Consider the following 26,378-nt stretch of genomic DNA (forward strand, 5'->3'; position numbering starts at 1 on the left):
AACCTACTTTATGAATCCATATATAGAAATAGCAGGACGAAAAATTGGACAAGATTTTGCTCCCTTAGTAATTGCCGAAATCGGAATTAATCACGAAGGTTCCCTACAAGTTGCAAAAGAAATGGTTGATGCTGCACATAGAGCAGGAGTTGAGGTTGTAAAACATCAGACCCATATTGTAGAGGATGAAATGAGTGGTGCTGCAAAGAAAGTAATTCCAGGAAATGCGGATGTTTCTATTTACGAAATTATGGAGCGCTGTTCGTTGAATGAAACAGACGAATTGGAACTTAAAAATTATGTAGAAAGTAAAGGTATGATTTTTATTTCTACACCATTTTCGCGCGCAGCAGCAGAACGTTTGAAAAAGTTCGATGTTCCGGCTTATAAAATAGGTTCTGGCGAATGTAATAATTATCCTTTACTGGAGCATATAGCTTCATTTGGAAAACCAGTAATTTTAAGTACTGGAATGAATACCATTGAAAGTGTTCAAAAAGCAGTAGCTATTTTTGATAAACATGATATTCCAGTCGCGCTTTTACATACTACGAATTTATATCCAACCCCAATTCATTTAGTTAGGTTTGGTGCAATGATAGAATTGCATAATGCTTTTCCAAACAAAGTTTTTGGTTTAAGTGATCACACTTTAAATAATAATGCCTGTTTAGGAGCTGTTGCACTTGGAGCAAGTGTTTTAGAAAGGCATTTTACAGATCATATGCAACGCACTGGTCCGGACATTGTTTGTAGTATGGACGAAAAAAGTTGTCAGGAATTAATTGTTTCTTCGTCGGAAATTGCACAGATGCGAGGCGGGACAAAAAAGCCTGCATTAGAAGAACAAGTGACGATAGATTTTGCTTTTGCTACCGTTTGTACCATTAAAGACATAAAGAAAGGAGACGTTTTTACCAAAGATAATATTTGGGTGAAACGTCCAGGCACAGGTGAAATTCTAGCAGAACTTTTTAATGATTTAATAGGCAAAATAGCTTTAAAAGATATTGCAAATGATGAACAATTAACAAAATCACATTTTGAGTAAAATATCTGTCGTAATTAGAAATAAGAACCAATCTGAAGCTTTAGAATTTTTACTTAAAAATTTAAGACAGCGTTATCAGGAAGATATAGATGAAATAATTGTCATTGATAATATGTCTGATGATGATAGTAAAAAAATTGTAAATAAGTACAATTCAAAACTAGTACAAATTCAAAATTTTAGTTATGGAGGTAGTGCTAATTTAGCTGCAGAGAGTGCTTTAAATAATATAGTAGTTATTTTTAGTGCTCATGCTTATCCTGTTAGCCACGATTTTTTTAAATTGATAAAACAGAAATTTAGCGAAAACAATAATTTAGCAGGATTACGATGTTTACACAACAAAAATGATTATAAAAACTATATTGATTCTATTTCTTCAAAAATAGATCCAAATAAGTCGGGTTTAATATTTTGTGGTTCAGCGTTCAGTAAAAAAGTCTGGGAAATGCATAAGTTCAAAGATGATATAACAACAATGGAGGATAAAGAATGGTCAGTAAGAGTTTTAAAAAATGGTTTTGATATTGAATTTTCTCCTTCTATTTTTTGTTATGATATTGTTAGAAATCATAGACAAATTTTTTTTAGATTTAAAAATGAAACTATAGGAGGATATCAATTATGGAATACGTCTTATAGTTACAATACTGCTAATAAAGGCTTGCTGGGATTAATTTTAAAATTAACAAGACGATTTGTAATCGAATTGTATTATACATTCAAAAGATTCTTTTTCTTGTTGAAATTTGTATCTAATAAACCTGAAAAATTTTAGTAATTCAGTGAAAAAAATCCTATTTCTTACAGGCACTCGTGCCGATTTCAGCAAAATAAAATCATTAATTCAGACTCTTGAAAAACAACAAGATTTTGAAGCATATGTTTTCATTACCGGAATGCATTTGCAAGAAGTGTATGGCTATACCTTAATTGAAATTGAAAGATGTAATTTTAAAAACATCCATACTTTCAAAAATCATACTCATGAAACCACAATGGATTTAACTCTTGCTAAAACCATCGAAGGACTTTCAGCTTATTGTAAAGATGTAAATCCGGATATGATTGTAGTTCATGGTGATAGGGTCGAGACTCTAGCAGGAGCTATTGTAGGATCTCTTAATAATATTTTAGTTGCGCATATTGAAGGAGGCGAAGTTTCTGGGACAGTTGATGAATTAATTCGTCATAGCGTGAGCAAATTGAGTCATATACATTTTGTGTCTAATAAGCAAGCGCAGAAAAGATTGATACAAATGGGAGAAATAAAAGAATCAATATTTACAATTGGTTCTCCGGATGTAGATATTATGTTTTCAGATCAATTGCCTGAGTTGAATATCGCAAAAGCCTATTATAAAATAGATTTTGAAAAATACGCAATTGTTATGTTTCATCCGGTTACAACTGAAATTAAAGAAATGGAACAATATGTAGAGAACTTTGTTAATTCATTACTAGATGATAACCATAATTATATCGTGATATTCCCTAATAATGATCTGGGAAGTCAATTTATACTTGAAGCTTACAAAAAATTAAAAGATAATGTAAGATTCAGGGTTTTTCCGTCACTGCGTTTTGAATATTTCTTGACTTTATTAAAGAACAGCCTATTTATTATTGGTAATAGTAGTGCAGGAATTAGAGAAGCTCCTTATTACGGAATTCCAATTATTAATATAGGAACACGTCAACAAAACAGAGCTGTTCATGCTGATATTATTAATACAGATTATTCTGAAATCGGTATTAAAAACGCCCTTTCTATAATTAATTCACATCAGGTGAAAAGTGTTGAAAATGATTTTGGTAAAGGTAATAGCAATGAATTATTTATCGAATGTCTACAAAAAATAGATATTTGGCAACTTAATCATCAAAAACAATTTAGGGATATTTAAAATGATTACATTTTTAAATCTAGGTAAAAGAGGAAATTTAGGAAATCAATTGTTTCAAATTGCTTCAACAATTGGAATAGCTAAAGCAAATAGACATACATATGGTTTTCCAAAATGGGACTATGACAATTATTTTCAATCTAATTTTGAAATTGTTAATGAAGATGATAATTGGAATAAAATCAATGAAGAGCATTACAATTTTTATGAATGGAGTATTACAGATGAAAAGTCTAATTTGAGTGGTTGGTTACAAACAGAAAAATATTTTTTAAATTCTAATATAAAAGAGGTTTTTAAATTTAAAAAGGAATTTGAAGAAAACCTTTTACAAAAGTTTAAATATCTGTTTATAAAAAAGACTATTTTGATATCAGTTAGAAGAGGTGATTTTGTTAATAATCCCCTTTTTTTTCAATTGACATATAAGTATTATCTAACAGCATTATTGTCCCACTTTGAAAATTTAGATCAGTACAATATTATTTTTACAAGTGACAATATCAACTATTGTAAAAATCATTTTTCATTTTTGCCAAATGTTTTTTTCTTAGAAAATTTAAGTGCAATTGAGCAATTGTGTTTAGGAAGTAAGTTTGATAATTACATTATTAGCAATTCTACTTTTTCATGGTGGATGGCTTGGCTAGGAGAAAAAAAGGAAGCCAAAATAATAAGACCAATTCAAGTTTTTGATAACGAGTATTTAAAAATTTATAATGAAGTTGATTTTTATCCAAGTCGTTGGACTAAACATGACGAAAAACAATTCTTCCTTTCTAATAAATTTATAAAACTAAAACTCTATGGTTCATTTAATATAATATGTACTAAAATTGATTATTTTTTTAAAAGTAATACTAGAAAAGTAACTAAAGAAATTAAAAATAGAATTAAGAAGATTATAAAGTATAAATGAAAAAACTAGGAATAGTAATTACAGATGGTGTTGGTTTTAGAAATTTTATTTTAAGTGATTTTTTGACAGAAGCTGAAAAAACATTTAATGAAGTTGTAATTCTTTCTTGTTTACCTGCTACAGTATATTCTGGATTTGTAATCAAGTCAAAAATTATTGAATTAGAGGTTTTTGAAGAAAAATTTACAACCTGGTTTTTTAGAAAAGCTAGAGAAGTGGCACATCTTAAATTACACCAAAAAAATAACTTTGGGATTCAGGATAATTTAAAAACAAATACATCAACCTCAAAAAGCAATAGAGGTTATGCAACACGTTTTATCTTTAAACTAACATCTATTTTACATTCAGAAAAATGGATTCAGAGGCTCAATTCAGCGCAACAACTTTCTTTTAAAAATGATCCAAGAACAATTGGTTATAAAACAGTTTTAGAAAAAGAAAATTTCAATATCTTATTTTTTACGCATCAGCGACCGCCTTTTGTAGCGCCTTTGGTTTATCAGGCAGAACAATTGAAAATAAAAACAGCTTCGTTTATTTTTAGTTGGGATAATTTAGCGTCAAAAGGCAGAATGGCAGCTAATTTTGATTACTATTTGGTTTGGAGTGATTTAATGAAAACCGAATTGCAACAGTTTTATGCATTAGTAAAAAGTAAAGATGTTGAGGTTGTTGGAACTCCTCAGTTTGAACCTTATGTATTAGATAGATACAAAGTTTCTCACGAAGAATTCATTTCAAAATTTCAATTGAACCCCGATTTTAAAACAATTTGTTTTAGTTGTGGAGATATTGCAACGAGTAAAAATGACGAATTGTATATTGAAACTATTGCAAATGCTATAACCGAAGGGAAAATACAAGATGTAAATCTTATTATTAGAACTTCGCCGGCAGAAGATCCTATTCGTTTTTCTAAATATGTAGAAAAATTCCCTTTTATAAAATGGAATTACCCAAAATGGAACTTATCAAGAGAAAATCATCAGGAATCCTGGTCGCAAAGAATTCCTTCAGTTGAAGATGTAAAAGATCTAAGAAGTTTGTTAGAATTTTCAGATCTTAATATAAATATGTTATCTACAATGAGTTTGGATTTTATTCAGTTTGACAAACCTGTAATAAACACAGTCTTTGGCAATTCAAAAAACGGATTATATGATGATCAAAGATTTTTAAATTACGCTCACATCGAAAATGTTGTAAACAGTAAGGCAACAAAAATTGCAAAAAATAAAGAAGAATTAATAAAAGCAATAAATTTATATTTAGAAAATTTCAAATTAGATTCAGAAAACAGAAAGCAATTATTGCAACTGCAAGTTAGCAAACCATTACATCATACAGGCAAAAGAATTGCTGAGACACTTTTAAAATGGGCTTAAATCATAATAAAATAGCAGTTCTCTGCAATTACGAATTATTGCCGGAAAGAGTGGGAGGAATGGATAACTTTTTTTGGGATTTTGATAAAAAATGCAAAGAAAATAATATTCAGGTAGATTGGTTTTTTCCAAATCAATCAGATCACGGATATTATTCTCAGTTGAATATAAATAGTAGTAAAGCTAGTAATGTAGAAAACTATTTTCTTTGTTTTTGCAGCAAAAACAAACCTAAATACACACATATAATTACTCATTTTTTAGAATTATGTACACCTTTTTTCTTTCAGGTAAAAAAAAAATCAAAAGCTAAAATAATTGCTATTGATCATAATCCTAGACCTTTAAACGGATATTCTTTTAAAAAGAAAATAAATAAAAGAGTAAAAGGGATACTTTTTTCAAGGTATATAGATGTTTTTGTAGGGGTTTCAAATTATACGGTAAATGAAATTTTAAAAGATTTTGGTTTTCATTTAAAATCCAAAAGTTTAACGATTTATAATGGAGTTATTTTAGATGCAATTCAGGTAAGGAAAACTAGAGCGATTTTAAAACCAAGTTTTTTGGTAGCGTCTCATCTTAGAGAATCAAAAGGAATTCAGGATTTAATTGAAGCTGTAAATTTACTTTCTGTCGAAATTAAAAATCAAATTCATATCTCAATATATGGTGACGGACCATATAAAGAAGAATTATTAAAAAAAATTGAAAACTATAGTTTACAAGATTGTTTTGCTTTTTTGGGAAGTAAATCTAATTTGAATGAAATCTTTTTACAGTATGATTATATGTTACAGCCCACCCATATGGAGTGTTTTAGTTTGTCAATTTTAGAAAGCCTTGCTGCAAATGTTCCTGTAATTACTACTAATGTAGGGGGCAACACTGAGGTAATTACTTCCAGTGAAAATGGATATATTTTTGATGCGAAAGATATAAAGTCTCTGGCAAAAATTATTGAAGATATTTATTCAGGAAATAAAAAGATATCGATTAATACAAGAGAATTAATTGTCAATTCCTTTTCTTTGCCTAAAATGGTAGAAAATCATTTTGAACTGCTAAAAACGATTTGAATTAAATTTTAAAAGTACCACAAATAAAATATGTTTTTTAATTCCTTAGCATTTGCTGTTTTTTTACCAGTCGTTTTTTTTCTGTATTGGTTTGTCTTTAATAAATCAAAAAGCACTCAAAATGCTTTATTAATTGTTGCGAGTTACTGTTTTTACTCTTGTTGGGATTGGAGATTTTTGTTTCTATTGGTTTTTTCAACATTCTTAGATTATTATACTGGCATTCAAATCGAAAAAGGAAAATCAGAACGAAGTCGAAAATTTTGGTTTTGGCTTAGTATTTTGGTTAATTTAGGATTCTTAGGCGTTTTTAAATACTATAATTTTTTTGCAGCATCTTTTTCAGAATTATTGAATTCTGTTGGAATTCAGGCTAGCCCTATTTTATTAAGCGTTATACTTCCAGTAGGGATTTCATTCTATACTTTTCATGGGTTATCATATGTAATTGATATCTATCTTAAACGAATAAAAGCAGAATATAATTTTGTAGATTATTCTCTTTTTGTTAGTTACTTTCCTCTTTTGGTAGCTGGGCCAATCGAAAGAGCCACACATTTATTACCTCAAGTAAAAGTAAAACGTGAGTTTAATTTTCAAACTGCTAAAGAAGGGGTTTGTCAAATTATTTGGGGCTTGGTCAAGAAGGTAGTTATTGCTGATACATGCGCTACTTATGCCAATGCTATTTTCGATAATTATACTTCAATGAATTCTTTTTCTCTTATTTTAGGAGCGATATATTTTGCATTCCAGATCTACGGAGACTTTTCAGGATACTCAGATATTGCATTAGGAGTTTCAAAATTGTTTGGATTAGACTTACTTAGAAATTTCAATTATCCGTATTTTTCAAGGGATATTGCCGAGTTTTGGCGACGTTGGCATATATCCCTTTCCTCATGGTTTCGGGACTATCTATATATTCCATTAGGAGGAAGTAAAGGTGGAATCTGGATGAAAATCAGAAATACGTTTATCATATTTGTTGTAAGTGGTTTTTGGCACGGAGCAAATTGGACTTATTTGGCATGGGGATTTATAAATGCGGTTTACTTTTTACCATTACTTTTATCAAACAGCAACCGAAATAATATAGATGAAATCCATCTCAAATTTAATTTTGATTCTGTAAAAGTGATTATTAGTATTCTTTCAACTTTTTTAATTACCTGTGTTGCATGGGTTTTTTTTAGAGCTAAAACGATAACGGATGCACTTTTATATTTAAAACAAATAATTACCAATAAGCAATTTTATTTTCAATATTTAGAAAATGACCGATATAATTATGAGCTGCTTATTATAATTGGATTATTCGTTCTAATTGAATGGAACAATAGAAATAAAGTTGAACCTCTTTCTGGAAAAGGGAACATGCTGAAAATCGTAATTGCTATAGCAGCTATAATAGCTCTTGGTACTTTTTCAGATTATAAAGAATTTATATATTTTCAATTTTAAATGAAACGTTTTTTAATTTATTTATCAAAGATTTTAGTTCTGTTAGTTTTAGTATCTGTTTTACTTGACGGATTTTATACCTATGCCTTTTTTCAAGCTAAAAATAGAGGAAAAGCAGAAGCCGTATTTAACTCAGTACAACAAAAATATGACGTGGTGTTTTTGGGTTCTTCAAGAGCAAATAACCATTTTGTAGCGCAATTATTTCAGGATAAAGGTATCAAATCATTTAATTATGGTATGAGTGGCGGACATTTATTTGAAGCGTCGTTAATGCTGAAATTAATGATTAAAAGAAAATATGTTATAAAGAACATAATTCTCGAAGCTGATTTAAACCTTTCCAGTGATGATGAGTCCGAAGCAGTTGCAGCTATGTTTTTACCATTTATTCACAATTCGGAAATCATAAAAAAACATTTTGAATATAAAGAAGACTTCAACGAATTATATTACATCCCATTTTATAGATATTTAAAGTTTGGCTCTAGTATTGGGTTTCGTGAAATGTTTTTTTCTGCAATTGATAAAAAAACAAATGCGATGGATAATTTAGGATTTTATCCTCTAGTAAAACATAAAAATGCCAATATGAAAAATAATATAGCCAACTTGAATCCTTTGCCTCACAATAAATACTATGAAGAAATAAAGAATATCTGCAAGGCCAATAATATTAATTTTATTGCAGTAATGACGCCAATGTGTGAAAATGTTGTAGGCATGAATTATTTTGATAAAGTAAAAAAAGCCTATCCAGAAATTTATAATTATGAGAACGTGGTTGCAGATGATAAGTATTTTTCTTCTTGCGGACATCTTAATGATGCCGGAGCCAAAATGCTTACTGCCAGAATTTTAAAAGATTTTTTTTCAAAGTAATTTTTTTAAGCTGATTAATAATGGATAATATTTTAGGATGATAACTTTTTCAAAGCTTGAAAAAAAAGGACATTTAGGAAATCAGTTATTCCAGATCGCATCAACGTTGGGAATTGCGATAAAAAACAATCAGGAATTTTGTTATCCTAAATGGAGTTATAATGCTTCTTTTACTAAATCTTTGCCCCTAATTCAAAATTTAGAATGGATTGCTCTTAAGGAAAAGCAGTTTCATTATGATGTAGTAGAACTTGATACTAAAAATTATGATTTAGAAGGATGGTTTCAATCTGAGAAATATTTTGATATCGATTCGGCCAAAAGTTATTTTCAGTTTAAAAGTAGTTTGCTTACTAATTTAAAGATTAAATATAAAGATGCTTTTGCTAAAAAAAATATTTTAATATCAATTCGAAGAGGAGATTTTGTAGACCACCCGGATTACTTTCAATTACCCATACAATATTATATTCATGCCTTAATTTCTAATTTTCCAGATTGGAGTAAATCAAGTTTAATCATTTTAAGTGATGATATTGAATATTGTAAATATCATTTTTCGTTTCTTGAAAATGCCTATTTTGCAAATCAATTATCAGCAATTGAACAACTGGCTTTAAGTAGTATGTGTGATGATTTTATTATCAGCAATTCGACCTTTTCATGGTGGTGTGCTTGGTTAGGAGAGAAGGTAGATAGTAAAGTTATTAGGCCATTGCATTATTTTACAGAATCTAAAAGAAAAGTAGATAATGATCAAGATTACTTTCCTGAGAGATGGCAAGTTTTTAATCACTTAAATTTGAAATTAGATTTAGAGAATACACAAATTGTCTTAACAAAGGAAAATCTAATTTTAGAAAAATATTTGCAATGCAATTTTAATTTTATAAATCAAAATGCAATTTTAAAATTAGATGCAACAAAACAGGTGGATTTTGAACGAAATGGGATTACATTAATAATCAACGATTGTGTCTTGCCACCTTTTCTTATTTATGTAACAAAAACAAGTTTAGAAAATTCTGTAGGCTATGTAAAGGGAAGTTTCTTTAATATTTCAAAATACCTAGATCAAAATCTTTTTCAAAAGCAATTTGATTATGGATTATTTGCTAAGATTTTAAATAAAAAGAATAGCGAGAAGAAAACAAAAAAAATAGGGTTTGTTTTAATCAGAAAAAATCAAGAAAAGATAAAAGCATTGAATAAAAATTTTGAAAACTTGGATTTTGAGAAATTAGGATTTAGAACTTTTTGTTCATTTGCGGGAAAAATTAAAGGATTTCTGGAATGTAAATATTATTTGAAGGTACAAATGCGTAAAACAAAGGTCTTTGTTAAAACCAAAATTAAGAATATAATCAAGCCTAAAAAATAAGAATTAGATGCATATTAGTTTTATAACATCACATTTTCCTTTTCACTATTCAAGAAGTGTTGGCGGAATTGGGACAAGTATAAAAAATTTAAGTGATGAATTAATTTCTTTAGGGCATAGTGTTACTGTTTTTGTATACGGGCAGGACTATGATGAAAAGACTATCGAAGAAGGGATTAATATAGTTAACATTAAAAATATTAAATTTAAAGGGCTTTCCTGGTTACTGACGAGAAAGAAAATTCAGAAAGTAATTATAAAAGAACATAAAATATTTAAGATAGATATAATCGAAACACCAGATTGGGAAGGAATAACATCGTTTATAAATCTACCATTTCCTGTGGTTATAAGGTTACATGGTTCTGATACTTATTTTTGCCATCTGGATCATCGAAAAGTGAAATGGATCAATAAATTTCATGAAAAAAGAGCCATAAAAAAAGCTGATGCTTATCTCTCTGTAAGTCAGTATACAGCTAATTTAACAAATACTCTTTTCGGCTTAAACAAGAAATTCACTATTATTCCCAACGGCATTAATACTGATGTTTTTAAAAAAAGTGAACAGGTTAATTTAAACGAAGAGAATAAACATACTGAAAAATCAATATTGTACTTTGGTGGGATTATTAGAAAAAAGGGATTGTTAGAAATCCCACATTATTTTAATAAAGTAAATCAAGGAATGCCGGAAGTACAATTAGTATTAATTGGTCGTGACATGGAAGATAAACTTACAGAAAGCAACTCAACTTTTCACATGATGAAGTCCATTTTTTCTACTGAAGCCAATCACAAAGTCAGCTTTTTAGGAAGCGTACCTTATCAGGAAATAAAAGCACATATAGAAAATGCAACAATTTGTGTTTTTCCCTCATATGCCGAAGCGTTACCTGTTTCGTGGATTGAAGCCATGGCTTTGGAAAAAGCTATAGTGGCTTCTGATATAGGATGGAGCAATGAAATAATAGAAGATGGGGTTGATGGATTTAAAGTGAATCCAAAAGAACATGATATTTTTGCAGATCGGATTAAGTTGCTGCTTCAAGATAATGAGGTAAGGGAAAAAATGCAAATAAATGCAAGGCAAAAAATAGTTCAAAATTTTTCAACAAAAGTTATTGCTTCAAAAGCAGTACAATTTTATAATGAAACAATTCGTAAAAATGCTTGATTTAAAATGGTTTACAAATAGTAATGGAGATGTAATTTTGTATACTGGAGTTCCTGATTTTCATAAATTAGAAACTTTATCTTGTGGTGTTGGGGATATATGGCATAGCTCTTTCGAACAGGGTTATAAAAATGCCTTCCCGGAATTGGTTTATCAAACGGCTACTTTTTTTAGCTACATTAATGATTTTGATAACTTAGACGAGTGTGTAAGCTGGAGAATTAATCCACATGCTTTTGCAATTCGCAAGTCAGTGTGGCAAATTTTAGGTGGATTTGATTTAGAATACATAAATCCTCAAATGCAGGCATTGGATTTTGGATATAATGCTTTAGGAAATTCAGCTGCAATTACTCTTTATGTAAAAGGACTTTATAATAATAGTAGCAAGGATAAAGTTATTATAACAGCAAAAGACAGATATGTTTTTTTTAAGAAAAACTTCAAAATCGATCACTCTATCTATATGTTATATAGAAAAGGATTTTGGAGATGGAGCGAATTGAATGCATTTTTTTATGCGAATAAAAATTTTAGAAAAGGAAGCAAAAAATCTTTAGTAGCTCCACGACAACTTAATAATATTGAAGGTAGTCCATCTGTTAGTTATATTATTCCTACGATGATGCGACAAGATTTTGCAGTGCAGCTTTTAAACGATTTATCGAATCAAACTTATACGGTTACACAAGTTATAATAGTAGATGCAACACCAGAAGATCAGAGAATTGAAAACATATATCATGAAAAGCAATATCCATTTGAATTAATTGTAAAATGGCAAGAAACTAAAGGTAGTTGCAGGGCAAGAAATGAAGCCATCGACTTGTGTACCAGTGATTATATTGTTTTTGGCGATGATGATATCCGAATACAACCTAATTTCATAGAAAATCATATTAGAATACTACAGACTTACAAAGCAAATGCTTCAGATGGGTTAGATATTACTGCAGATAATCAAAAACAAGGATTTGAAGATTTAGAAATTAAACTAAAAAAGATCGATCATAAAAGATGGAAAGTTGGTATTTCTGAAACTTTTAATAATGCAAATACTTGTGTAAGGGCTGAATATGTTAGAAGATTAGTGGGTAATGACATTAATTTTGATGGAGGATATGGTGAAGACAGTGATTTCGGAATGTCTTTAATCAAAATAGGAGTGGCCATTGTTTCAAATCCGTTTTCGGTTAATTTACATTTAAAACCTTCAGTTGGTGGATATCGCTTTTGGGGTAATCAGGCTAAGATTATGGGGAAAAAGAGAAAAACGCAGCCTTGGGAGTTAGATTCGCCGGTTAAGCTAATTCGTCCGGTTCCTAGCCCAACAATTATGTATGGAATTGTAAAACATTATACACCACAACAAGTATTAGAATATAAGTACAAACATTTTTTTCTGTATGTTTTAAAGGGTTCTAAAACGGGTTTAATATATCGTTTTTTAAGATTGCCATATAAAAAATTGCAATTTAAAAGATCTCTCTTTTATGCTCGAAAACTAAATGAATTAGGGACAAGACATAAATGATTAAATATAAAATTCTTTTACCACAAATTAATTAAAAGGCCAATTTTGATAAAATCAATAACAATTATTACATCTTTAGAAAATCATAACATTGCGATTGATAATCAACTGCATAAAGTTGTCGTTGATTTGTCTCAGGTTAATCTTCTAAATTGTAATTCATTTGATATAAAAATTATTTTCTCACAAAATATTACTCAAGTTCGTGATCATGATTATATATGGAAAAAAATTAAGACAGATTTTATTGCGAATGAGTTTAGTCCAAAGATTGTAAAATTAGAAAATGATCAAATTGTTCAGGCAAATATAACTGCAGGAATTTGGGAAATTAATCCAGGCAATCCATCGGTTTTATTGTGGAGATTTAACCCGCAATTTGCATCGCCTATTACAGATTACTTAGGTAATGAAAATAGAAAAAGCATTTTACAGGCCAAACAAAAATTTGATTTTATTGAAGTACCCACTTTATTGTTTCCTGAAAACAATGCAATTGAGTTAAGCAGATCAAAATATCCATTTACGGCCATAGCTTGTTTTACAGATCATTGTGATTTTGATACTTCTGAAAATTTAAAGGTTCAAAGAGAATTCTTCAATGAGCATCAAATAAAAATTACAAAAGGTTTTTTTTTAAACCATTTCTCAAAAAGACAAGATAACGCCTCATTTCAAAATCAAAAAGAGGAATTATTAAAATGGAAGAATGACGGACACGAATTGTGTTATCATTCTCTTTCACAATCTATAAAAACAAATATTGAAAGCTTCGAAGATTTCAAAGAATTCATTCCTCCAAGGGAAGATATAAAAGTTTGGATAGATCATGGATATCAGCCCTACAATTTTTCTCTATTTAAAAATAATAAAATTTCAGAAGAAGAATTTAGCTCAATTTTAAAGGATAAAAAAATTAATGTGCTATGGAATTATATTGATGCCGGAACCTCAACAAACGGAGTGATAAATCAGCTTAATACAAAACATTTTACGCTGTATAGTTTTTTAAAAGGAAGTAAGGATACTAGCTTAATAGAAAAAACACAATTCATTATAAAGAATATTATTTTTCATTACTATAATGAAGAGTATTTGATTTTGAGATATAAAAACACAGCATCGCGATTTAAAAAAATCGTTTTCCAGAAAGACATAAAATCCTTTTTACCTTTTATAAAAGATTTTTTTAAGCTTTTCTCCTCAATTTTTTCAGTTCTTTTATTTTGGAATACCAATAAAACTAAACCTTACAAGTTAGCGAAATATTCTCCAATTTTATTTAAACATAACATTGGCAAAAATGAGTTTTATGTTTTTCAGACTTTAGAAATGCTGGATTTCAAAAAAGCATTATCGGAGAAAAACATGAATTCATTAATAAATGAAAAAGGAGTTTTTATAGCACATACTTATTTTTCAGTTCCATTAGAATATCATGCTGGAAAATTATTTTCAACATCGACTTCAATAGATGATGAAGTGGCTGATAATTTTAAGTTTTTGGCAAATAAAATTAAAAGTGAAGAAATCTGGAATCCAACATTAATTGAATTAGTTGAACATTGGACCAATTTTGAAAAAGTAGTTTTTGATATTGATTCTAGCAGAAAAATATTTGTTAAAGATAATTCATGTTTAATTTTTAGAAAATTTGTTTGATGAGGATTTTTTTTACAAATGAAAAATATTGGCTTGATAAGTGGGACGAATTCGTTAGTTCAAACAATAGAGGAAGCCATTTAATACTTTCAGACTGGTTAGAATCGTATTACTCTTATGGTTTTGAATTTGAGATAGGAATATGTGTTGAGAACGAAGAAATAATAGGAGGGTTTGGAGCTGTAATCGCAAAAAAGTTTTTATTTAAATTCTATATTATTCCTCATGGACCCATTTTTTTAGATGGTTTTGAGAATAAAATCATGCTCCTTCTTAAAGAATTGCTACTACATGCAAAAAAAATAAAATGTTGTTATGTACAATATAGTTTGCCATGTTCCGAAAATAGCATTATTGAGCCCTATACATATAAAAATGAATTTAAAAGGCAAATAGAAAATTTAGGGACAAATGGAAATTTGTTTAAATATATTTACAGTTCATACGGGATAAACTGGTTAAGTTTTAATAGCACAAATTCTCCTGAAGAATTGTTACAAAAATTTACAATACAAGCAAGACGTAATATTAATTTGGGTTATCGAAATAACATAGAAATTAGGTACCCCAAAAGTGAAGAAGAATGCAAATTGGCCTATAGTCTCATTGAAGATAATGCAAATTTAGGGAATTACTCTGTTAGAAAATTTGATGATTTTAAGAAGGCAATGTTAAATTTAATCCATAAAAACAAAGGGTTTTTATTAACAGTAAGCTTGAACAATGAAATAAAAGGAGCAGCATTTATTGTAAATTGCAGCAATTGTTTGTCCTATATTTCGGGAGGTACAAAAAAAGAAAAACCAGATTTAAATATTGGCTATATTATACATTGGGAAGCAATTAAAAAATCATATGAATTGGGTTATATGGGGTATAATATATCAATGGGTGGTTCAAAAGGTGTTCAGGAATTTAAAGCGAAATTTATGGCTGAAGCAGTCCTGTTTGACGACCCTCACTATTATTTTATATTAAAACCTGCTCTTTTTAAAGTGTACTTATTTTTTAATGCATATTTTAAAAAGAATAAAGAAAGGATTGCTAATATTTTAAAAAAATCAAATAAATTTTTTGAATGAAAATTGAAAATAAGAATTTTTGGGAGAGAAAAGATATTATAGCTACACAAGAAGTCATGAAATCTATCTCAGATTTTGAACAGTTCATGTTCCTAAATAGTTTCAAACGTTATAATAAAATTGGAAAAATAGACCATATTAAAGTTTTTGGATGTGGTACAGGAAGAGAATTAGAAGGTATTGCAAAATTTTATAATTCAACAAAAATTGTAGCTTCAGATATTTCTGACAATATGATTGAGAAATGTAATAAAAACTTAAAAGAATGGAATCTCGATAGTATTACTAAAACTATTGTTGGTGATGCAAAAGATTTTAATAAAGTTAATAATGAATTTCAATTAGTAACAATATTAAATAGCATGTTAACATATGTTCCTCTTCGTAAAGATCGTTTAATGATTTTTAAAAATGCACATCAAATTCTTGTTCAGGATGGGGTTTTAATAGGTACTGTGCATAATCAGATTGGAGTCTTTATGAAAACTATGTACTTTAAATTTAGAGGTCTTTTCTCTTTTTTATTAGGAGATAGAGTAGGTAATAGAGATACTGGCTTTAAAGGCTTTAAAGTTTCAGGTTATTATTATACGAAAAAAGGATTAATTAAAGATTTGGAAGAATCTGGATTTAGAGATATTGAAGTTTATTCGATAGAAGAATTTCAGGCTTTAAATGGATGTGGTTACGACAGAAAAAAAGGATATAATAATTTAATATTTATAGTATCTAAATAATTTTTAATGAAGTTTTCTTTAATTATTTGCACTTATATGCGAGCTGAATCGCTGTTGACTTTATTGCAATCGATTCAAAAACAATTAGTATATCCAAATCAGATTCTTATAATTGACGGTTCAAGTAACGAAGAAACTAAAAGTATTTTAGAGGGAAATGAATTTCTAAATTTAGAATATTTTTTGGTTTCAACTGAAAATCGAGGATTGACAAAGCAAAGGAACTATGGAATAACCAGACTAAATATTGATTCTGAGATTGCTTGTTTCTTAGATGATGATACTGTTTTAGAACCGGATTATTTTAATCAAGTTTTAGATACGTTCAAGATGAATTCTGATGTTGTTGGTGTAGGTGGTGTAGCAATTAATGAATATAAGTGGAAACGTCAAGAACTAAATGTTTTTTATGATCCTAAAAAACATTATTTATTTGAAGGATATTTTTATAAAGAAGGTCATAGAAATGTAGTAAGGAATTATCTTGGACTTGCATCAAATTTAGGTTCAGGAAGAATGCCAAATTATTTTCATGGCAGAAATTCTGGATTTCCAATTACTGGAAAAACCTATGGAGTAGATTTATTGATAGGAATGTCAATGTCATTTAGAAAAAGTGTTGTAGATTATATTAAGTTTTCTAAATTTTTTGAAGGATATGGATTGTACGAAGATGCGGATTTTAGTTTGCGAGCTTTACAATTTGGTAAAAATGTAATAAATACCAATGCTCAATTATCTCATTTTCATGCTGCATCAGGTCGGCCAAACCAATATAAATATGGTAAGATGGTAGTTCGAAATGGATGGTATGTTTGGAGAGTCAAAAATCCAAATCCAATTTTTAAAGATCGTTTCAAGTGGAATGTGATTACTATAATTCTAATTCTAATTCGATTTTCGAATATCATTACAGAAGAAAATAAAAAAGTTGTTTTTACGGAATCCTTAGGAAGAATTGTTGGTTTTTTGAGTTTATTAATTGATAAACCAAAAATAGAATAGATGAAGTTTACAATAATAACCCATGTAAGTCATATTCAGGATGACAATGATTTTTTTGCCTATGCACCCTATGTTCGTGAAATGAATATTTGGTTGAAATATGTTGATGAAGTAATTATTGTTGCTCCATTAAAAAAAGCGAAACCAACAGCAATAGATATCGCATATAAACATAACAAGATTAACTTTAGAAAAGTGCCTAATTTTAATCTTACTAGTTTTGAGAATGGTTTAGTTTCAGTTTTTAAATTACCCATAATTTTTTGGAGAGTATTTTGGGCTATGAAAAATGCAGATCATATTCATTTGCGTTGCCCGGGAAATATGGGATTAATAGGATGTCTGGTTCAGGTATTATTTCCTGAAAAAGCTAAAACAGCTAAATATGCCGGAAATTGGGATCCAAAAAGTAAACAACCTATTACATACAAAATGCAAAAATGGATTTTAAGTAATACTTTTTTGACTCGTAATATGACTGTTTTGGTGTATGGAGATTGGAATAATCAGTCTAAAAATATTAAACCTTTTTTTACCGCTACTTATTCAGAGTTGGAAAAAGAAACCATTCAAAAAACAAATTTTGATAGTTCTATCAATTTCATTTTTGTTGGAAGTTTAGTTTCAGGTAAAAATCCAATGTATGCCATTCAATTGGTTCAGGAATTAATAGAAAAAGGATACAAAGCAAATCTGAATTTATATGGTGAAGGTTCAGAAAGAAGCTATTTAGAAAACTATATTCAAATAAATAATCTCGAAAATTATATTGTTTTACAAGGAAATCAAAATCAGGAAACCTTAAAGAAAGCCTATCAAAAAAGCCATTTTGTTATCTTGCCTTCCAAAAGTGAAGGTTGGCCAAAAGCAATTGCCGAAGGTATGTTTTGGGGATGCATTCCTGTTGCGAGTAGAGTTTCATGTGTTCCTTTTATGTTGGATTATGGTAGTAGAGGTGTTTTGTTAGAAATGAATTTGCAGAAAGATGCAGATGAAATAAGCAAATTGCTGAGTGATGAAAAAACTTTTTTAGATAAAAGCCGATTAGCTATTAAATGGTCGCAATGTTATACTACAGATGTTTTTGAAGCCGAAATTAAAAAGCTATTATCAAAATGAGAATTGTACAAATAATAGACTCGTTAGAAGCAGGCGGGGCAGAACGTATGGCGGTTAATTATGCTAATGCATTATCTAAAAAAATAGAATTTTCAGGTTTAATTGTATCCCGAAAAGAAGGATTGCTATTCAATCAAATAGCTAAGAATGTTTCGTATTTATTTTTGAAGAAAAAGAAAACAATAGATTTTCAGGCTGTTTCTAGATTGCGTAAATATTTAAAGAATAATAAAGTTGATGTAATTCATGCTCACAGTTCTTCATTTTTTATTGCCGTTTTAGTAAAACTCACTTTGCCAAAAATCAAAATTATTTGGCACGATCATTATGGTATTTCACAGGATTTATCTTCTCGGAAAAACTTAGGTTTAAAGTTGGGATCACTTTCCTTTACGGGGATTATTTCTGTAAATTCAGCTTTAAAAGATTGGGCAAAGTCTTATTTATGGTGTTCAAATCTTGTTTACTTTCCTAATTTTGTAGTTGATTCTTCTGTTTCAGCCGAAAAACAATCATTACATGGATTCGCAGGCAAGAGAATTGTTTGTGTAGCTAATTTGCGGCCGCAAAAGAATCACGAACTATTAATCGATGTTGCTAATTCGATAAAAGATAAATTTCCAGATTGGACTTTTCATTTGTTCGGAAAAGATTTTGAAGACTCCTATTCTGACAAATTGAAGAAAAAGATAGATGATTTAAAACTCCAAAAAACTGTTTTCTTTTATGGAACAACTGATAATGTTGGTTCAGCTTTAGAACAATGTCAAATAGCTGTCTTACCTTCTCTTTCCGAAGGCCTTCCGTTAGCAATTTTAGAATATGGAATTTTTAAATTGCCTGTCGTAGCAACAAATGTTGGAGAAATTTCGAAAATAATTACTTCTGAAAAAGAAGGTTTAATCGTAGAATCTGATAATCTTAACGAATTTGTTGCAGCGCTTGAAAAATTAATTGTCGATCAAAAAATGAGAGATGAAGTAGCTGTGGCTTTACATAATAACGTTCAATTAAATTTTAGCGAAACAACTATTATCAAAGAGTATCTTTTATGGTTGAAATCTTTGACTACTTTTGCCATTTAAATACAATAAATAAAAATGAAAAACACAAAATTGTCTTATAGCTTTCTGCTTCTAATTCATGCAGTAATTGCTTTAGCCGTTTTTGCAGTACCTTTTTTGTCTAAAATATACGCACTAATAATTCCAATTGTTGGTTTGTTTATTGTTTATAGAACTAAAAATGAAAACAATGAGGTTCTTTTAGTTTCTGCTTATCTAGTTGGTGTTGAGGTCTTGTTGCGAATGACAGGAGGAAACTTAAATAATGAGTATATTAAGTTAAGTGTTGCTTCTTTTATGCTTATAGGGATGATATATAGCAGTTTCTCTATGGGAGCTTTTGTATATTGGATTTTTTTATTATTACTAATTCCGGGAATTTTAGTGACAGCTACTTCGAATGATTTTTCAACAGATATAAAGAAGGCATTGGTTTTTAATTTGTCAGGTCCTTTGTGTTTGGCCCTATGCTCTATATATGCTTTCAATAGGGAAATTACTTTTGCACAATTGCAAAAAGTAGTTTTAGCAATGGGATTGCCTATTATTTCAATTACTGTTTATTTGTTTTTATATAATCCTAGTGTACAGAGTGTTGTTACTGGCACGCAGTCTAATTTTGAAACCTCAGGTGGATTCGGACCAAATCAGGTTTCTACTGCTTTAGGATTAGGGATGTTTGTGTTTTTTACTCAACTTATTCTTTTTTCAAAATCAAAAAAAATGTTAATTTTAAATGGAGTCTTACTTTTAGTTATTAGCTATAGAGCTATTGTAACTTTTTCAAGAGGTGGGGTAATTACAGCAATAGTGGCGATTGCAGCGCTATTGTTTTTACTTTATTATTATTCGAATGCGAAAGTAAGAGGGAAACTCGCTTTAGTCTTTATCCTAACTGGTATAATGGGGGTTGGAATTTGGACATATTCTTCTATGCAAACTTCTGGGTTAATAGGAAAGAGGTATGCAAATCAAGATGCTATAGGAAGGGTGAAAAAAGACAAATTGGGAGGACGAGAAGCAATTATGGATGCTGAACTTAAAATTTTTTTTGATAATCCAATATTTGGAGTTGGTGCTGGTGAGGGAAAAGAATATAGGAGAAAGGCTCTTGGTGAAAATGCAGCTTCCCATAATGAAATTACACGAATGTTAAGCGAGCATGGCTTATTTGGAATATTTGGCTTGTTGATACTTTTTATAATGCCTTTTGTATTGTATTACATCAATCGTGGACATCTGTATTTTTTATCATTTTACGCTTTTTGGCTTTTAACAATTAATCACGCAGCAATGAGAACGGCAGCTCCTGCTTTTGTTTATGCATTAGCTTTGCTTAATGTAACTAATTTGAAAACAAATAATAATACAGTTGAGGAAACTATTACTAGTTAATACTTTTCCGATTGATAAATCGATATATTTGTTTGTACGACTTTAAATTTTTCCAAGTTTAATTTTATAATTTAACCTACCAATAAAAATAATGCCACAAAAAAATAAAATGCATTTTGAAATATCAGAGCGAAAAGTCATTCTTCGATTTTTTGACTCTTTTTTTGTTTTGGCGACTTTATATTTATTAAGTAAGGTTTTTGATTATCATTATTTCAACATTTCAGATAGTAATTTTTATTGGGTTATTGTATTAGTTGTTTATCTCAATGTTTTTGGATCTATCTTTGAGATGTATAATTTACAAGTGGCCAGTAATCAATTTCAAGTACTTAAAAGTACTGTTATTACAGTATCGACTACTGTATTCGTCTATTTGCTAACTCCTGTTTTATCTCCAGAATTACCTAAGCAAAGAATTTCGATTCTTATTTTTTATCTGGCGATTTTCTTTGCAGTACTTTTTTGGCGTTTTTTTTATGTTTATTTTTTAGCTTCTCACCGGTATTTTCAAAATGTTGTTTTAATTTGTGATCAAGATCAAGTAGAAGAATTGATTACAGGATTAGAGAATGTAGATCCACATTATAAAATCATTGGGTATGTAAACCTAGATATCTCAAACAATAACCAGACTGGATATCACTACGTAAAAGAGATAAAAAAGGATGAGTTAGAGGAATTTGTTATCCATAATAGAGTTTCAGAGATTGTGATTGCTTCTCAAAAAACAGATGGAATTACGCCGGATTTATATCAACAATTATTGCATTTGCTTAAGTCGGGTAAGATAATTAGAGAATATACACAAGTATACGAAAGTAAAACACAACGTATCCCGGTACAATTTATAGCTAGGGATTTTTATCGTTTCTTTCCTTTCAGTCGTAGTAATAATAATAAATTATATTTATTAATTGTTAGATTGTTTGAATTTGTATTTTCGTTATTGGGTTTATTGATCGCTCTTTGCTTGATACCGTTTATTTTTATAGGTAATCTTATAGGCAACAAAGGAAAACTTTTTTATACCCAGGAAAGAATTGGTAAAGATGGTGTAGCTTTTATAATATACAAATTTCGTACAATGGTAAAGAATTCTGAACCCAAAGGAGTAGTTTTTGCTTCTGCAAATGATGCTAGGGTAACACCATTTGGTAAAATGATGCGTAAGTCCAGAATTGATGAACTTCCACAGTTTGTTAATGTTATTAAGGGAGATATGGCTGTTATTGGTCCACGCCCAGAGCGCCCCTTTTTTGTAAAAGAAATTGCTCAAATCATGCCATTTTATGAAACGAGACATGTTATTAAGCCAGGTCTTACTGGTTGGGCACAAGTAAATTATTCCTATGGTGAATCGATCGAAGAAAGCTTAGTGAAGCTACAATATGATTTGTATTATATTAAACACAGAAGTATCTTTCTGGATTTAAGTATTACTTTTAAAACACTAACTACTGTCTTGTTCTACAAAGGGCAATAAATTTATATAATAATTGGGATTGGTTTTTTGTTCTTGATAGCTATACGTACCAGAACAACCCCACTAGTTATAATCAATGGTAAAACTATAAATAATGAAGCTTTGTTGATCATAAACAATCCATAAACAATTAGTAAAAGGATATGTATAAGTGATAATCTATAAGTCCATTTCTTGTTTTTCATAAGATTAAGAATTAAAAGAATCAATAAAACAGGACTAAATAGCAAAATGTTATAGTTGAATTCTAATTCTTTGTGGAAGGAATAAAACCCAACAAAAACAAAAAATAATCCTAATAATCCCATTATTAAAAGATAAACTTTATCAATACTTCTTTTGTTTATCAAGATGATAAACGCAAGTATAATAACATAAGTATACCAATTATTCCACCAAGAAGTTACAGGCTCTTTATCGAAATATATAATAGTTTTACTTTGTTTTACTAAAGGATGATTTTGAAAAGTAGTTTTGTTTAAACTGTTTTTTAATTCAAAAGGCAAGAATATTTTTGTTCCAAGGTGGTCTACTTTCTTCCCAAAAATAATACTGATACCTAGTTTTTCATAAAAATGTCCATCAAAATAAGGATAAAGAATAGTTCTGTATGTTTTATCAGTGTCTCCTTTTTTAGTGATTACTATGCCGTTTAAGGATTTATTTATAATATCTACAACCATAGATGTACAATTTTTATCGATAAACTTATAAGTATAATAACGATCTTCGGAGAGTAGAGTTGTATTAAGATTGTCGAATAATTTTTGTCTTAGATTTTCTGGAATATCTAATTCTTGCTCATAAACACTACGTTTCTCATTGTTATATTCATTAACAAAGTCGGCATAAGGATGGGCAATAGCAAAATATTGTAAATCACCTTTTGTAAATTTTGCAACAAAGTTAGGGGTATTAAAGTCAAAGGCACCATAATTATATACTATGTCTATAGCATTTACAGTGTCTTTAACCCGAATAGCAGTATGTCCAAAAAGAGAGTAGGATTCATTGCCGGTTCCACAAGTTAAAACGCTAACTTTTGAGTCTTTAGATAATAATATACTTTGCCCAAAGGTGTTGTTGATAAACATGAAAAGCATTAGTAATAAGAATACTTTTTTTAATGAATATGTTTTCATAAATATTTTTTTAATGAATTATCAATATTTCTTTGGGTGCAGTTTTTATTTTCTAAAGATACCTAAATCTACCTTAAGCGAAAAAATATTAGAATATAAAGCAACACTTTGATTTCCTAAATCTGTTAAAGCATAATCTACTTGAATGCCTTTGTATTTAAAACCAAGTCCAATATTAGGTTGAAAACCTATTTTTTCGGAACTATCCAATTGTGTAACATTTTGAAAATTTCCTACTCCAGCTCTTAAAAAAACAAGGTCGGTATACCCAAATTCTAGGCCTAGTGCCGGGTCAACGCTTACAAAGTTGCTGGATACTATGTCTTTTGTTCTCTCGAAACGCATGTTCATATTTGTAGCAACCAAAATGCTATAATCATATCTTATTATGAATTTTTTTGCTATACCCAGTTGCGCTTTTGGAAGCGTAATTTCGGTGCTCTCTGGTAGATCTTGATTTTCTCCCGGAATAGCATTAGAAATCTTTTTGTATTCTTTTTCGTCAATATTCCAAACATTATAAGTGGTTGTAATATCACGCACCATTAGTCCAAAATGCCAGTCGTTTTTCTCAAATTGTAAACCAACATCAAATCCAAAACCCCAAGAATTAGCAAATTTACCGATAATTCTTCGAATAACTTTCGCATTAACTCCATATTGAAATCCAGGTACAGGTAGTTTTCTGGCATATGAAAAAGTAAATGCATAATCGGCAGTCGAAAAAAGACTAATTCTATTATAATCAATATTTCCTTGATTATCGATTAATTCAGTTGTATTTAAAATATCATCTACTCCAAAACGAATTAATGAAATTCCCCAAGCACTTCGGTCATCTATTGGACTGGCATAGCCAATATAATCATATTGTGCGATATTGGCAAAATAATTAGCGTGCATTAAAGCAATTTGATGGTCTTCAAGATTGGTTAAACCAGCTGGGTTCCAGTAAACTGAGTTTACATCGTTTGTTGATGCAACCACTGCACTCGACATGGCAAGAGCTGCGGCATCTACACCAATATTCATAAACTCATTGGAGTATTTTCGAACCGATTGGCTATAATTTGCTGTGTAAACACAAAATAGTAAAAGCAATAAAATTTTCCTCAAGAGCTAATTTTTATAAACCGAAGTTTGTTTAATTTTTACCAAAAATATAATTTTTTACCGAGCTTATTTATTCCTATCTATAAATAATACTAAAGTCTGACTTTTGTTTAAAAAACTCTAATAAAAACGAGGATTCCATTCAGTTATTATAGTAAATTTGTTGTTTACAATACTTAAATTTTATTTGCAATGAATATTAAAAAACATGTTCCTAACGCTATTACGTTAATTAATCTTTTTTGTGGTTGCATAGCCCTTGTTTTTGTTTCTAAATTAAATTACGAAATGGCTTTCTATTTTGTTTGTTTAGGGATATTTTTTGATTTTTTTGATGGTTTCTTCGCTCGATTATTTAAAGTATCCAGCCCGCTAGGTTTACAATTGGACTCTTTGGCAGATATGGTGACCAGTGGTGTTGTTCCTGGTTTTGTAATGTTTAGCTTATTACGTGAGGTTTCTCCTAATGAGTTTTTCCCATATTTAGGTTTTATCATAACATTAGGTTCATGCTATCGATTGGCAAATTTTAATATTGACACTCGCCAAACGGATTCTTTCATAGGATTGCCAACACCAGCAAATGCATTGTTTGTTTTAAGCTTACCATTGGTGTTAAGTACATATGGAGATTCATCATGGTTTTTATTAGAAGTATTAACGAATCAATGGATATTATTAGTAATCTCATTATTTAGTGCTTATATTTTAAATGCCGAAATTCCTTTGTTTGCATTAAAGGTTAAGAAATTCAGTTTGAAAGATAATGCGTTACAAATCGGCTTTTTGGCATTGTCACTTTTATTGTTGATTTTCTTTCAATACTTAGGAATTCCGTTGGTGATTATTACGTATATCCTATTGTCTGTTGTTAATAATAAGTTCTTGAAAAAGTAGTTTTTTATTGAATGAAAAGAAAAGGTATTAAAAGAAGATACACCTCAGCAAAAAAATCTAAAGCAACCAGTTCGATTGTAAAGTTCTTTAGGTTTATCATTGTTTCGATTTTAATTGTTCTGTTTCTGGGAATCGTTTATCATTATCGTAATGGTTTGGCCTATTATTTTAGCTTTAAATCAGATAAAGTTCTTGAAAAAGAATCCGAGGATAAGCGTCTTTCAGATGTTAGGAATTATCAGGTTTTGGCTAATCATAAAGGAAAAGCGATTGGTCTTGATGTCTCCGAGTTTCAAGGGACAATTCGTTGGAGTAAAGTAGACAGTTTGGAGCAAAAATTTCCAATTTCATTTGTTTTTGTTCGTGCCACGGCAGGAAATAATCGTGTCGATAGTCAGTTTTTAAATAATTGGCTAGGAGTCAAAGAACAAAAAATTATCCGTGGAGCATATCATTACTATCGACCTAATGAAAATTCAATCGAGCAAGCGAACCTTTTTATTAAAACTGTAAAATTACACAAAGGTGATTTGCCTCCAGTTTTGGATATTGAAAGATTGCCGAAAAATCAATCTCTTGATAGTTTGAAAAAAGGATTAAAACGATGGTTGAATAAAGTGGAAGCTCATTATAAAGTGCGACCAATAATATATACTGGTGAAAGATATTATGATGATTTTTTGAAAGAAGAATTTGGGGAATATCTTTTTTGGATAGCCAATTATAATTTCTATCGAGAAAAAATTGAGGATGATTGGTTGTTCTGGCAATTTACTGAGAAAGCAACCATACCAGGTATAAAACATACTGTTGATGTGAATATCTATAATGGAGATTTACAGCAGCTACAGTTTATAACAGTAGATTAAGTTTTTAGTTTTTAGTCGCAGTTTT

At 29.5% G+C, this 26,378-nt stretch carries 23 protein-coding genes; 21 read left to right on the forward strand and 2 right to left on the reverse strand.

What is annotated here, in order from left to right:
- Nucleotides 1–10: 10 nt before the first annotated feature.
- From neuB to OIU83_RS07415, 19 genes are all read left to right on the forward strand, one after another.
- Nucleotides 11–1,051, forward strand: a complete 1,041-nt coding sequence (neuB, locus tag OIU83_RS07325) for an N-acetylneuraminate synthase (RefSeq protein ID WP_264205595.1) — start codon at nucleotides 11–13, stop codon at nucleotides 1,049–1,051.
- Nucleotides 1,044–1,829, forward strand: a complete 786-nt coding sequence (locus tag OIU83_RS07330; RefSeq protein WP_264205596.1) for a glycosyltransferase — start codon at nucleotides 1,044–1,046, stop codon at nucleotides 1,827–1,829. Before neuB ends, OIU83_RS07330 begins: the two co-directional genes overlap by 8 nt.
- A 7-nt stretch (nucleotides 1,830–1,836) precedes the next feature.
- Nucleotides 1,837–2,958, forward strand: a complete 1,122-nt coding sequence (neuC, locus tag OIU83_RS07335; RefSeq protein WP_264205597.1) for a UDP-N-acetylglucosamine 2-epimerase — start codon at nucleotides 1,837–1,839, stop codon at nucleotides 2,956–2,958.
- Nucleotide 2,959: 1 nt separating this feature from the next.
- A complete protein-coding gene (locus OIU83_RS07340) occupies nucleotides 2,960–3,877 on the forward strand; it encodes an alpha-1,2-fucosyltransferase (RefSeq protein ID WP_264205598.1) in 918 nt (305 codons plus the stop codon).
- Nucleotides 3,874–5,265: a hypothetical protein gene (locus tag OIU83_RS07345; RefSeq protein ID WP_264205599.1), complete on the forward strand. Its 1,392-nt coding sequence runs from the start codon at nucleotides 3,874–3,876 to the stop codon at nucleotides 5,263–5,265. The genes OIU83_RS07340 and OIU83_RS07345 overlap by 4 nt, the downstream gene beginning before the upstream one ends.
- The gene (locus tag OIU83_RS07350) at nucleotides 5,256–6,344 is read left to right on the forward strand and encodes a glycosyltransferase family 4 protein (RefSeq protein ID WP_264205600.1); all 1,089 of its coding nucleotides are present in this window, start codon (nucleotides 5,256–5,258) and stop codon (nucleotides 6,342–6,344) included. The genes OIU83_RS07345 and OIU83_RS07350 overlap by 10 nt, the downstream gene beginning before the upstream one ends.
- A gap of 30 nt (nucleotides 6,345–6,374) precedes the next feature.
- On the forward strand, nucleotides 6,375–7,808 hold the full coding sequence (locus OIU83_RS07355; RefSeq protein ID WP_264205601.1) for an MBOAT family O-acyltransferase: 1,434 nt from the start codon (nucleotides 6,375–6,377) through the stop codon (nucleotides 7,806–7,808).
- Nucleotides 7,809–8,690, forward strand: a complete 882-nt coding sequence (locus OIU83_RS07360) for a hypothetical protein (RefSeq protein ID WP_264205602.1) — start codon at nucleotides 7,809–7,811, stop codon at nucleotides 8,688–8,690.
- Between the two features lie 37 nt (nucleotides 8,691–8,727).
- Nucleotides 8,728–10,071 (forward strand): alpha-1,2-fucosyltransferase, encoded by a 1,344-nt coding sequence (locus tag OIU83_RS07365; RefSeq protein WP_264205603.1) that lies wholly within the window; start codon nucleotides 8,728–8,730, stop codon nucleotides 10,069–10,071.
- Nucleotides 10,072–10,078: 7 nt separating this feature from the next.
- A complete protein-coding gene (locus tag OIU83_RS07370) occupies nucleotides 10,079–11,248 on the forward strand; it encodes a glycosyltransferase family 4 protein (RefSeq protein WP_264205604.1) in 1,170 nt (389 codons plus the stop codon).
- A complete protein-coding gene (locus tag OIU83_RS07375) occupies nucleotides 11,223–12,782 on the forward strand; it encodes a glycosyltransferase family 2 protein (RefSeq protein WP_264205605.1) in 1,560 nt (519 codons plus the stop codon). The genes OIU83_RS07370 and OIU83_RS07375 overlap by 26 nt, the downstream gene beginning before the upstream one ends.
- Before the next feature lie 45 nt (nucleotides 12,783–12,827).
- Nucleotides 12,828–14,444 (forward strand): hypothetical protein, encoded by a 1,617-nt coding sequence (locus tag OIU83_RS07380; protein ID WP_264205606.1) that lies wholly within the window; start codon nucleotides 12,828–12,830, stop codon nucleotides 14,442–14,444.
- Nucleotides 14,444–15,526: a peptidoglycan bridge formation glycyltransferase FemA/FemB family protein gene (locus tag OIU83_RS07385; RefSeq protein ID WP_264205607.1), complete on the forward strand. Its 1,083-nt coding sequence runs from the start codon at nucleotides 14,444–14,446 to the stop codon at nucleotides 15,524–15,526. Before OIU83_RS07380 ends, OIU83_RS07385 begins: the two co-directional genes overlap by 1 nt.
- Nucleotides 15,523–16,263 (forward strand): class I SAM-dependent methyltransferase, encoded by a 741-nt coding sequence (locus OIU83_RS07390; RefSeq protein WP_264205608.1) that lies wholly within the window; start codon nucleotides 15,523–15,525, stop codon nucleotides 16,261–16,263. Before OIU83_RS07385 ends, OIU83_RS07390 begins: the two co-directional genes overlap by 4 nt.
- Nucleotides 16,264–16,269: 6 nt before the next feature.
- On the forward strand, nucleotides 16,270–17,268 hold the full coding sequence (locus OIU83_RS07395; protein WP_264205609.1) for a glycosyltransferase family 2 protein: 999 nt from the start codon (nucleotides 16,270–16,272) through the stop codon (nucleotides 17,266–17,268).
- Nucleotides 17,269–18,387: a glycosyltransferase gene (locus OIU83_RS07400; RefSeq protein WP_264205610.1), complete on the forward strand. Its 1,119-nt coding sequence runs from the start codon at nucleotides 17,269–17,271 to the stop codon at nucleotides 18,385–18,387.
- On the forward strand, nucleotides 18,384–19,472 hold the full coding sequence (locus OIU83_RS07405; protein ID WP_264205611.1) for a glycosyltransferase: 1,089 nt from the start codon (nucleotides 18,384–18,386) through the stop codon (nucleotides 19,470–19,472). Before OIU83_RS07400 ends, OIU83_RS07405 begins: the two co-directional genes overlap by 4 nt.
- Before the next feature lie 15 nt (nucleotides 19,473–19,487).
- Nucleotides 19,488–20,846, forward strand: coding sequence for an O-antigen ligase family protein (locus OIU83_RS07410; protein WP_264205612.1), 1,359 nt, complete (start codon nucleotides 19,488–19,490; stop codon nucleotides 20,844–20,846).
- 91 nt (nucleotides 20,847–20,937) lie between these two features.
- Nucleotides 20,938–22,332, forward strand: a complete 1,395-nt coding sequence (locus tag OIU83_RS07415; protein WP_264205613.1) for an exopolysaccharide biosynthesis polyprenyl glycosylphosphotransferase — start codon at nucleotides 20,938–20,940, stop codon at nucleotides 22,330–22,332.
- 2 nt (nucleotides 22,333–22,334) lie between these two features.
- Here OIU83_RS07415 and OIU83_RS07420 read toward each other — a convergent pair whose 3' ends face one another.
- Both OIU83_RS07420 and OIU83_RS07425 read right to left on the reverse strand, forming a co-directional pair.
- Complete coding sequence (locus OIU83_RS07420; RefSeq protein WP_264205614.1) at nucleotides 22,335–23,474, reverse strand: DUF4105 domain-containing protein; 1,140 nt, start codon at nucleotides 23,472–23,474, stop codon at nucleotides 22,335–22,337.
- Between the two features lie 45 nt (nucleotides 23,475–23,519).
- The gene (locus tag OIU83_RS07425; protein ID WP_449757787.1) at nucleotides 23,520–24,590 is read right to left on the reverse strand and encodes a putative type IX sorting system protein PorV2; all 1,071 of its coding nucleotides are present in this window, start codon (nucleotides 24,588–24,590) and stop codon (nucleotides 23,520–23,522) included.
- 189 nt (nucleotides 24,591–24,779) lie between these two features.
- On the opposite strand from OIU83_RS07425, the gene OIU83_RS07430 reads away from it, so the two are divergent.
- On the forward strand, nucleotides 24,780–25,484 hold the full coding sequence (locus tag OIU83_RS07430; protein WP_264205615.1) for a CDP-alcohol phosphatidyltransferase family protein: 705 nt from the start codon (nucleotides 24,780–24,782) through the stop codon (nucleotides 25,482–25,484).
- A gap of 11 nt (nucleotides 25,485–25,495) precedes the next feature.
- The gene (locus OIU83_RS07435; protein ID WP_264205616.1) at nucleotides 25,496–26,353 is read left to right on the forward strand and encodes a glycoside hydrolase family 25 protein; all 858 of its coding nucleotides are present in this window, start codon (nucleotides 25,496–25,498) and stop codon (nucleotides 26,351–26,353) included.
- The last annotated feature ends 25 nt before the right edge of the window (nucleotides 26,354–26,378 follow it).

Source organism: Flavobacterium shii (assembly GCF_025847235.1).
Taxonomy (GTDB): Bacteria; Bacteroidota; Bacteroidia; order Flavobacteriales; family Flavobacteriaceae; genus Flavobacterium; species Flavobacterium shii.

Coding starts and splice junctions, on each gene's coding strand:
- OIU83_RS07375 (WP_264205605.1), top strand. CDS start 11,223: ATGAAACAATTCGTAAAAATGCTTGATTTAAAATGGTTTACAAATAGT.
- OIU83_RS07405 (WP_264205611.1), top strand. CDS start 18,384: ATGAGAATTGTACAAATAATAGACTCGTTAGAAGCAGGCGGGGCAGAA.
- OIU83_RS07395 (WP_264205609.1), top strand. CDS start 16,270: ATGAAGTTTTCTTTAATTATTTGCACTTATATGCGAGCTGAATCGCTG.
- OIU83_RS07430 (WP_264205615.1), top strand. CDS start 24,780: ATGAATATTAAAAAACATGTTCCTAACGCTATTACGTTAATTAATCTT.
- neuB (WP_264205595.1), top strand. CDS start 11: ATGAATCCATATATAGAAATAGCAGGACGAAAAATTGGACAAGATTTT.
- OIU83_RS07370 (WP_264205604.1), top strand. CDS start 10,079: ATGCATATTAGTTTTATAACATCACATTTTCCTTTTCACTATTCAAGA.
- OIU83_RS07340 (WP_264205598.1), top strand. CDS start 2,960: ATGATTACATTTTTAAATCTAGGTAAAAGAGGAAATTTAGGAAATCAA.
- OIU83_RS07410 (WP_264205612.1), top strand. CDS start 19,488: ATGAAAAACACAAAATTGTCTTATAGCTTTCTGCTTCTAATTCATGCA.
- OIU83_RS07350 (WP_264205600.1), top strand. CDS start 5,256: ATGGGCTTAAATCATAATAAAATAGCAGTTCTCTGCAATTACGAATTA.
- OIU83_RS07390 (WP_264205608.1), top strand. CDS start 15,523: ATGAAAATTGAAAATAAGAATTTTTGGGAGAGAAAAGATATTATAGCT.
- OIU83_RS07355 (WP_264205601.1), top strand. CDS start 6,375: ATGTTTTTTAATTCCTTAGCATTTGCTGTTTTTTTACCAGTCGTTTTT.
- OIU83_RS07360 (WP_264205602.1), top strand. CDS start 7,809: ATGAAACGTTTTTTAATTTATTTATCAAAGATTTTAGTTCTGTTAGTT.
- OIU83_RS07420 (WP_264205614.1), bottom strand. CDS start 23,474: ATGAAAACATATTCATTAAAAAAAGTATTCTTATTACTAATGCTTTTC.
- OIU83_RS07365 (WP_264205603.1), top strand. CDS start 8,728: ATGATAACTTTTTCAAAGCTTGAAAAAAAAGGACATTTAGGAAATCAG.
- OIU83_RS07415 (WP_264205613.1), top strand. CDS start 20,938: ATGCCACAAAAAAATAAAATGCATTTTGAAATATCAGAGCGAAAAGTC.
- OIU83_RS07385 (WP_264205607.1), top strand. CDS start 14,444: ATGAGGATTTTTTTTACAAATGAAAAATATTGGCTTGATAAGTGGGAC.
- OIU83_RS07345 (WP_264205599.1), top strand. CDS start 3,874: ATGAAAAAACTAGGAATAGTAATTACAGATGGTGTTGGTTTTAGAAAT.
- OIU83_RS07400 (WP_264205610.1), top strand. CDS start 17,269: ATGAAGTTTACAATAATAACCCATGTAAGTCATATTCAGGATGACAAT.
- OIU83_RS07435 (WP_264205616.1), top strand. CDS start 25,496: ATGAAAAGAAAAGGTATTAAAAGAAGATACACCTCAGCAAAAAAATCT.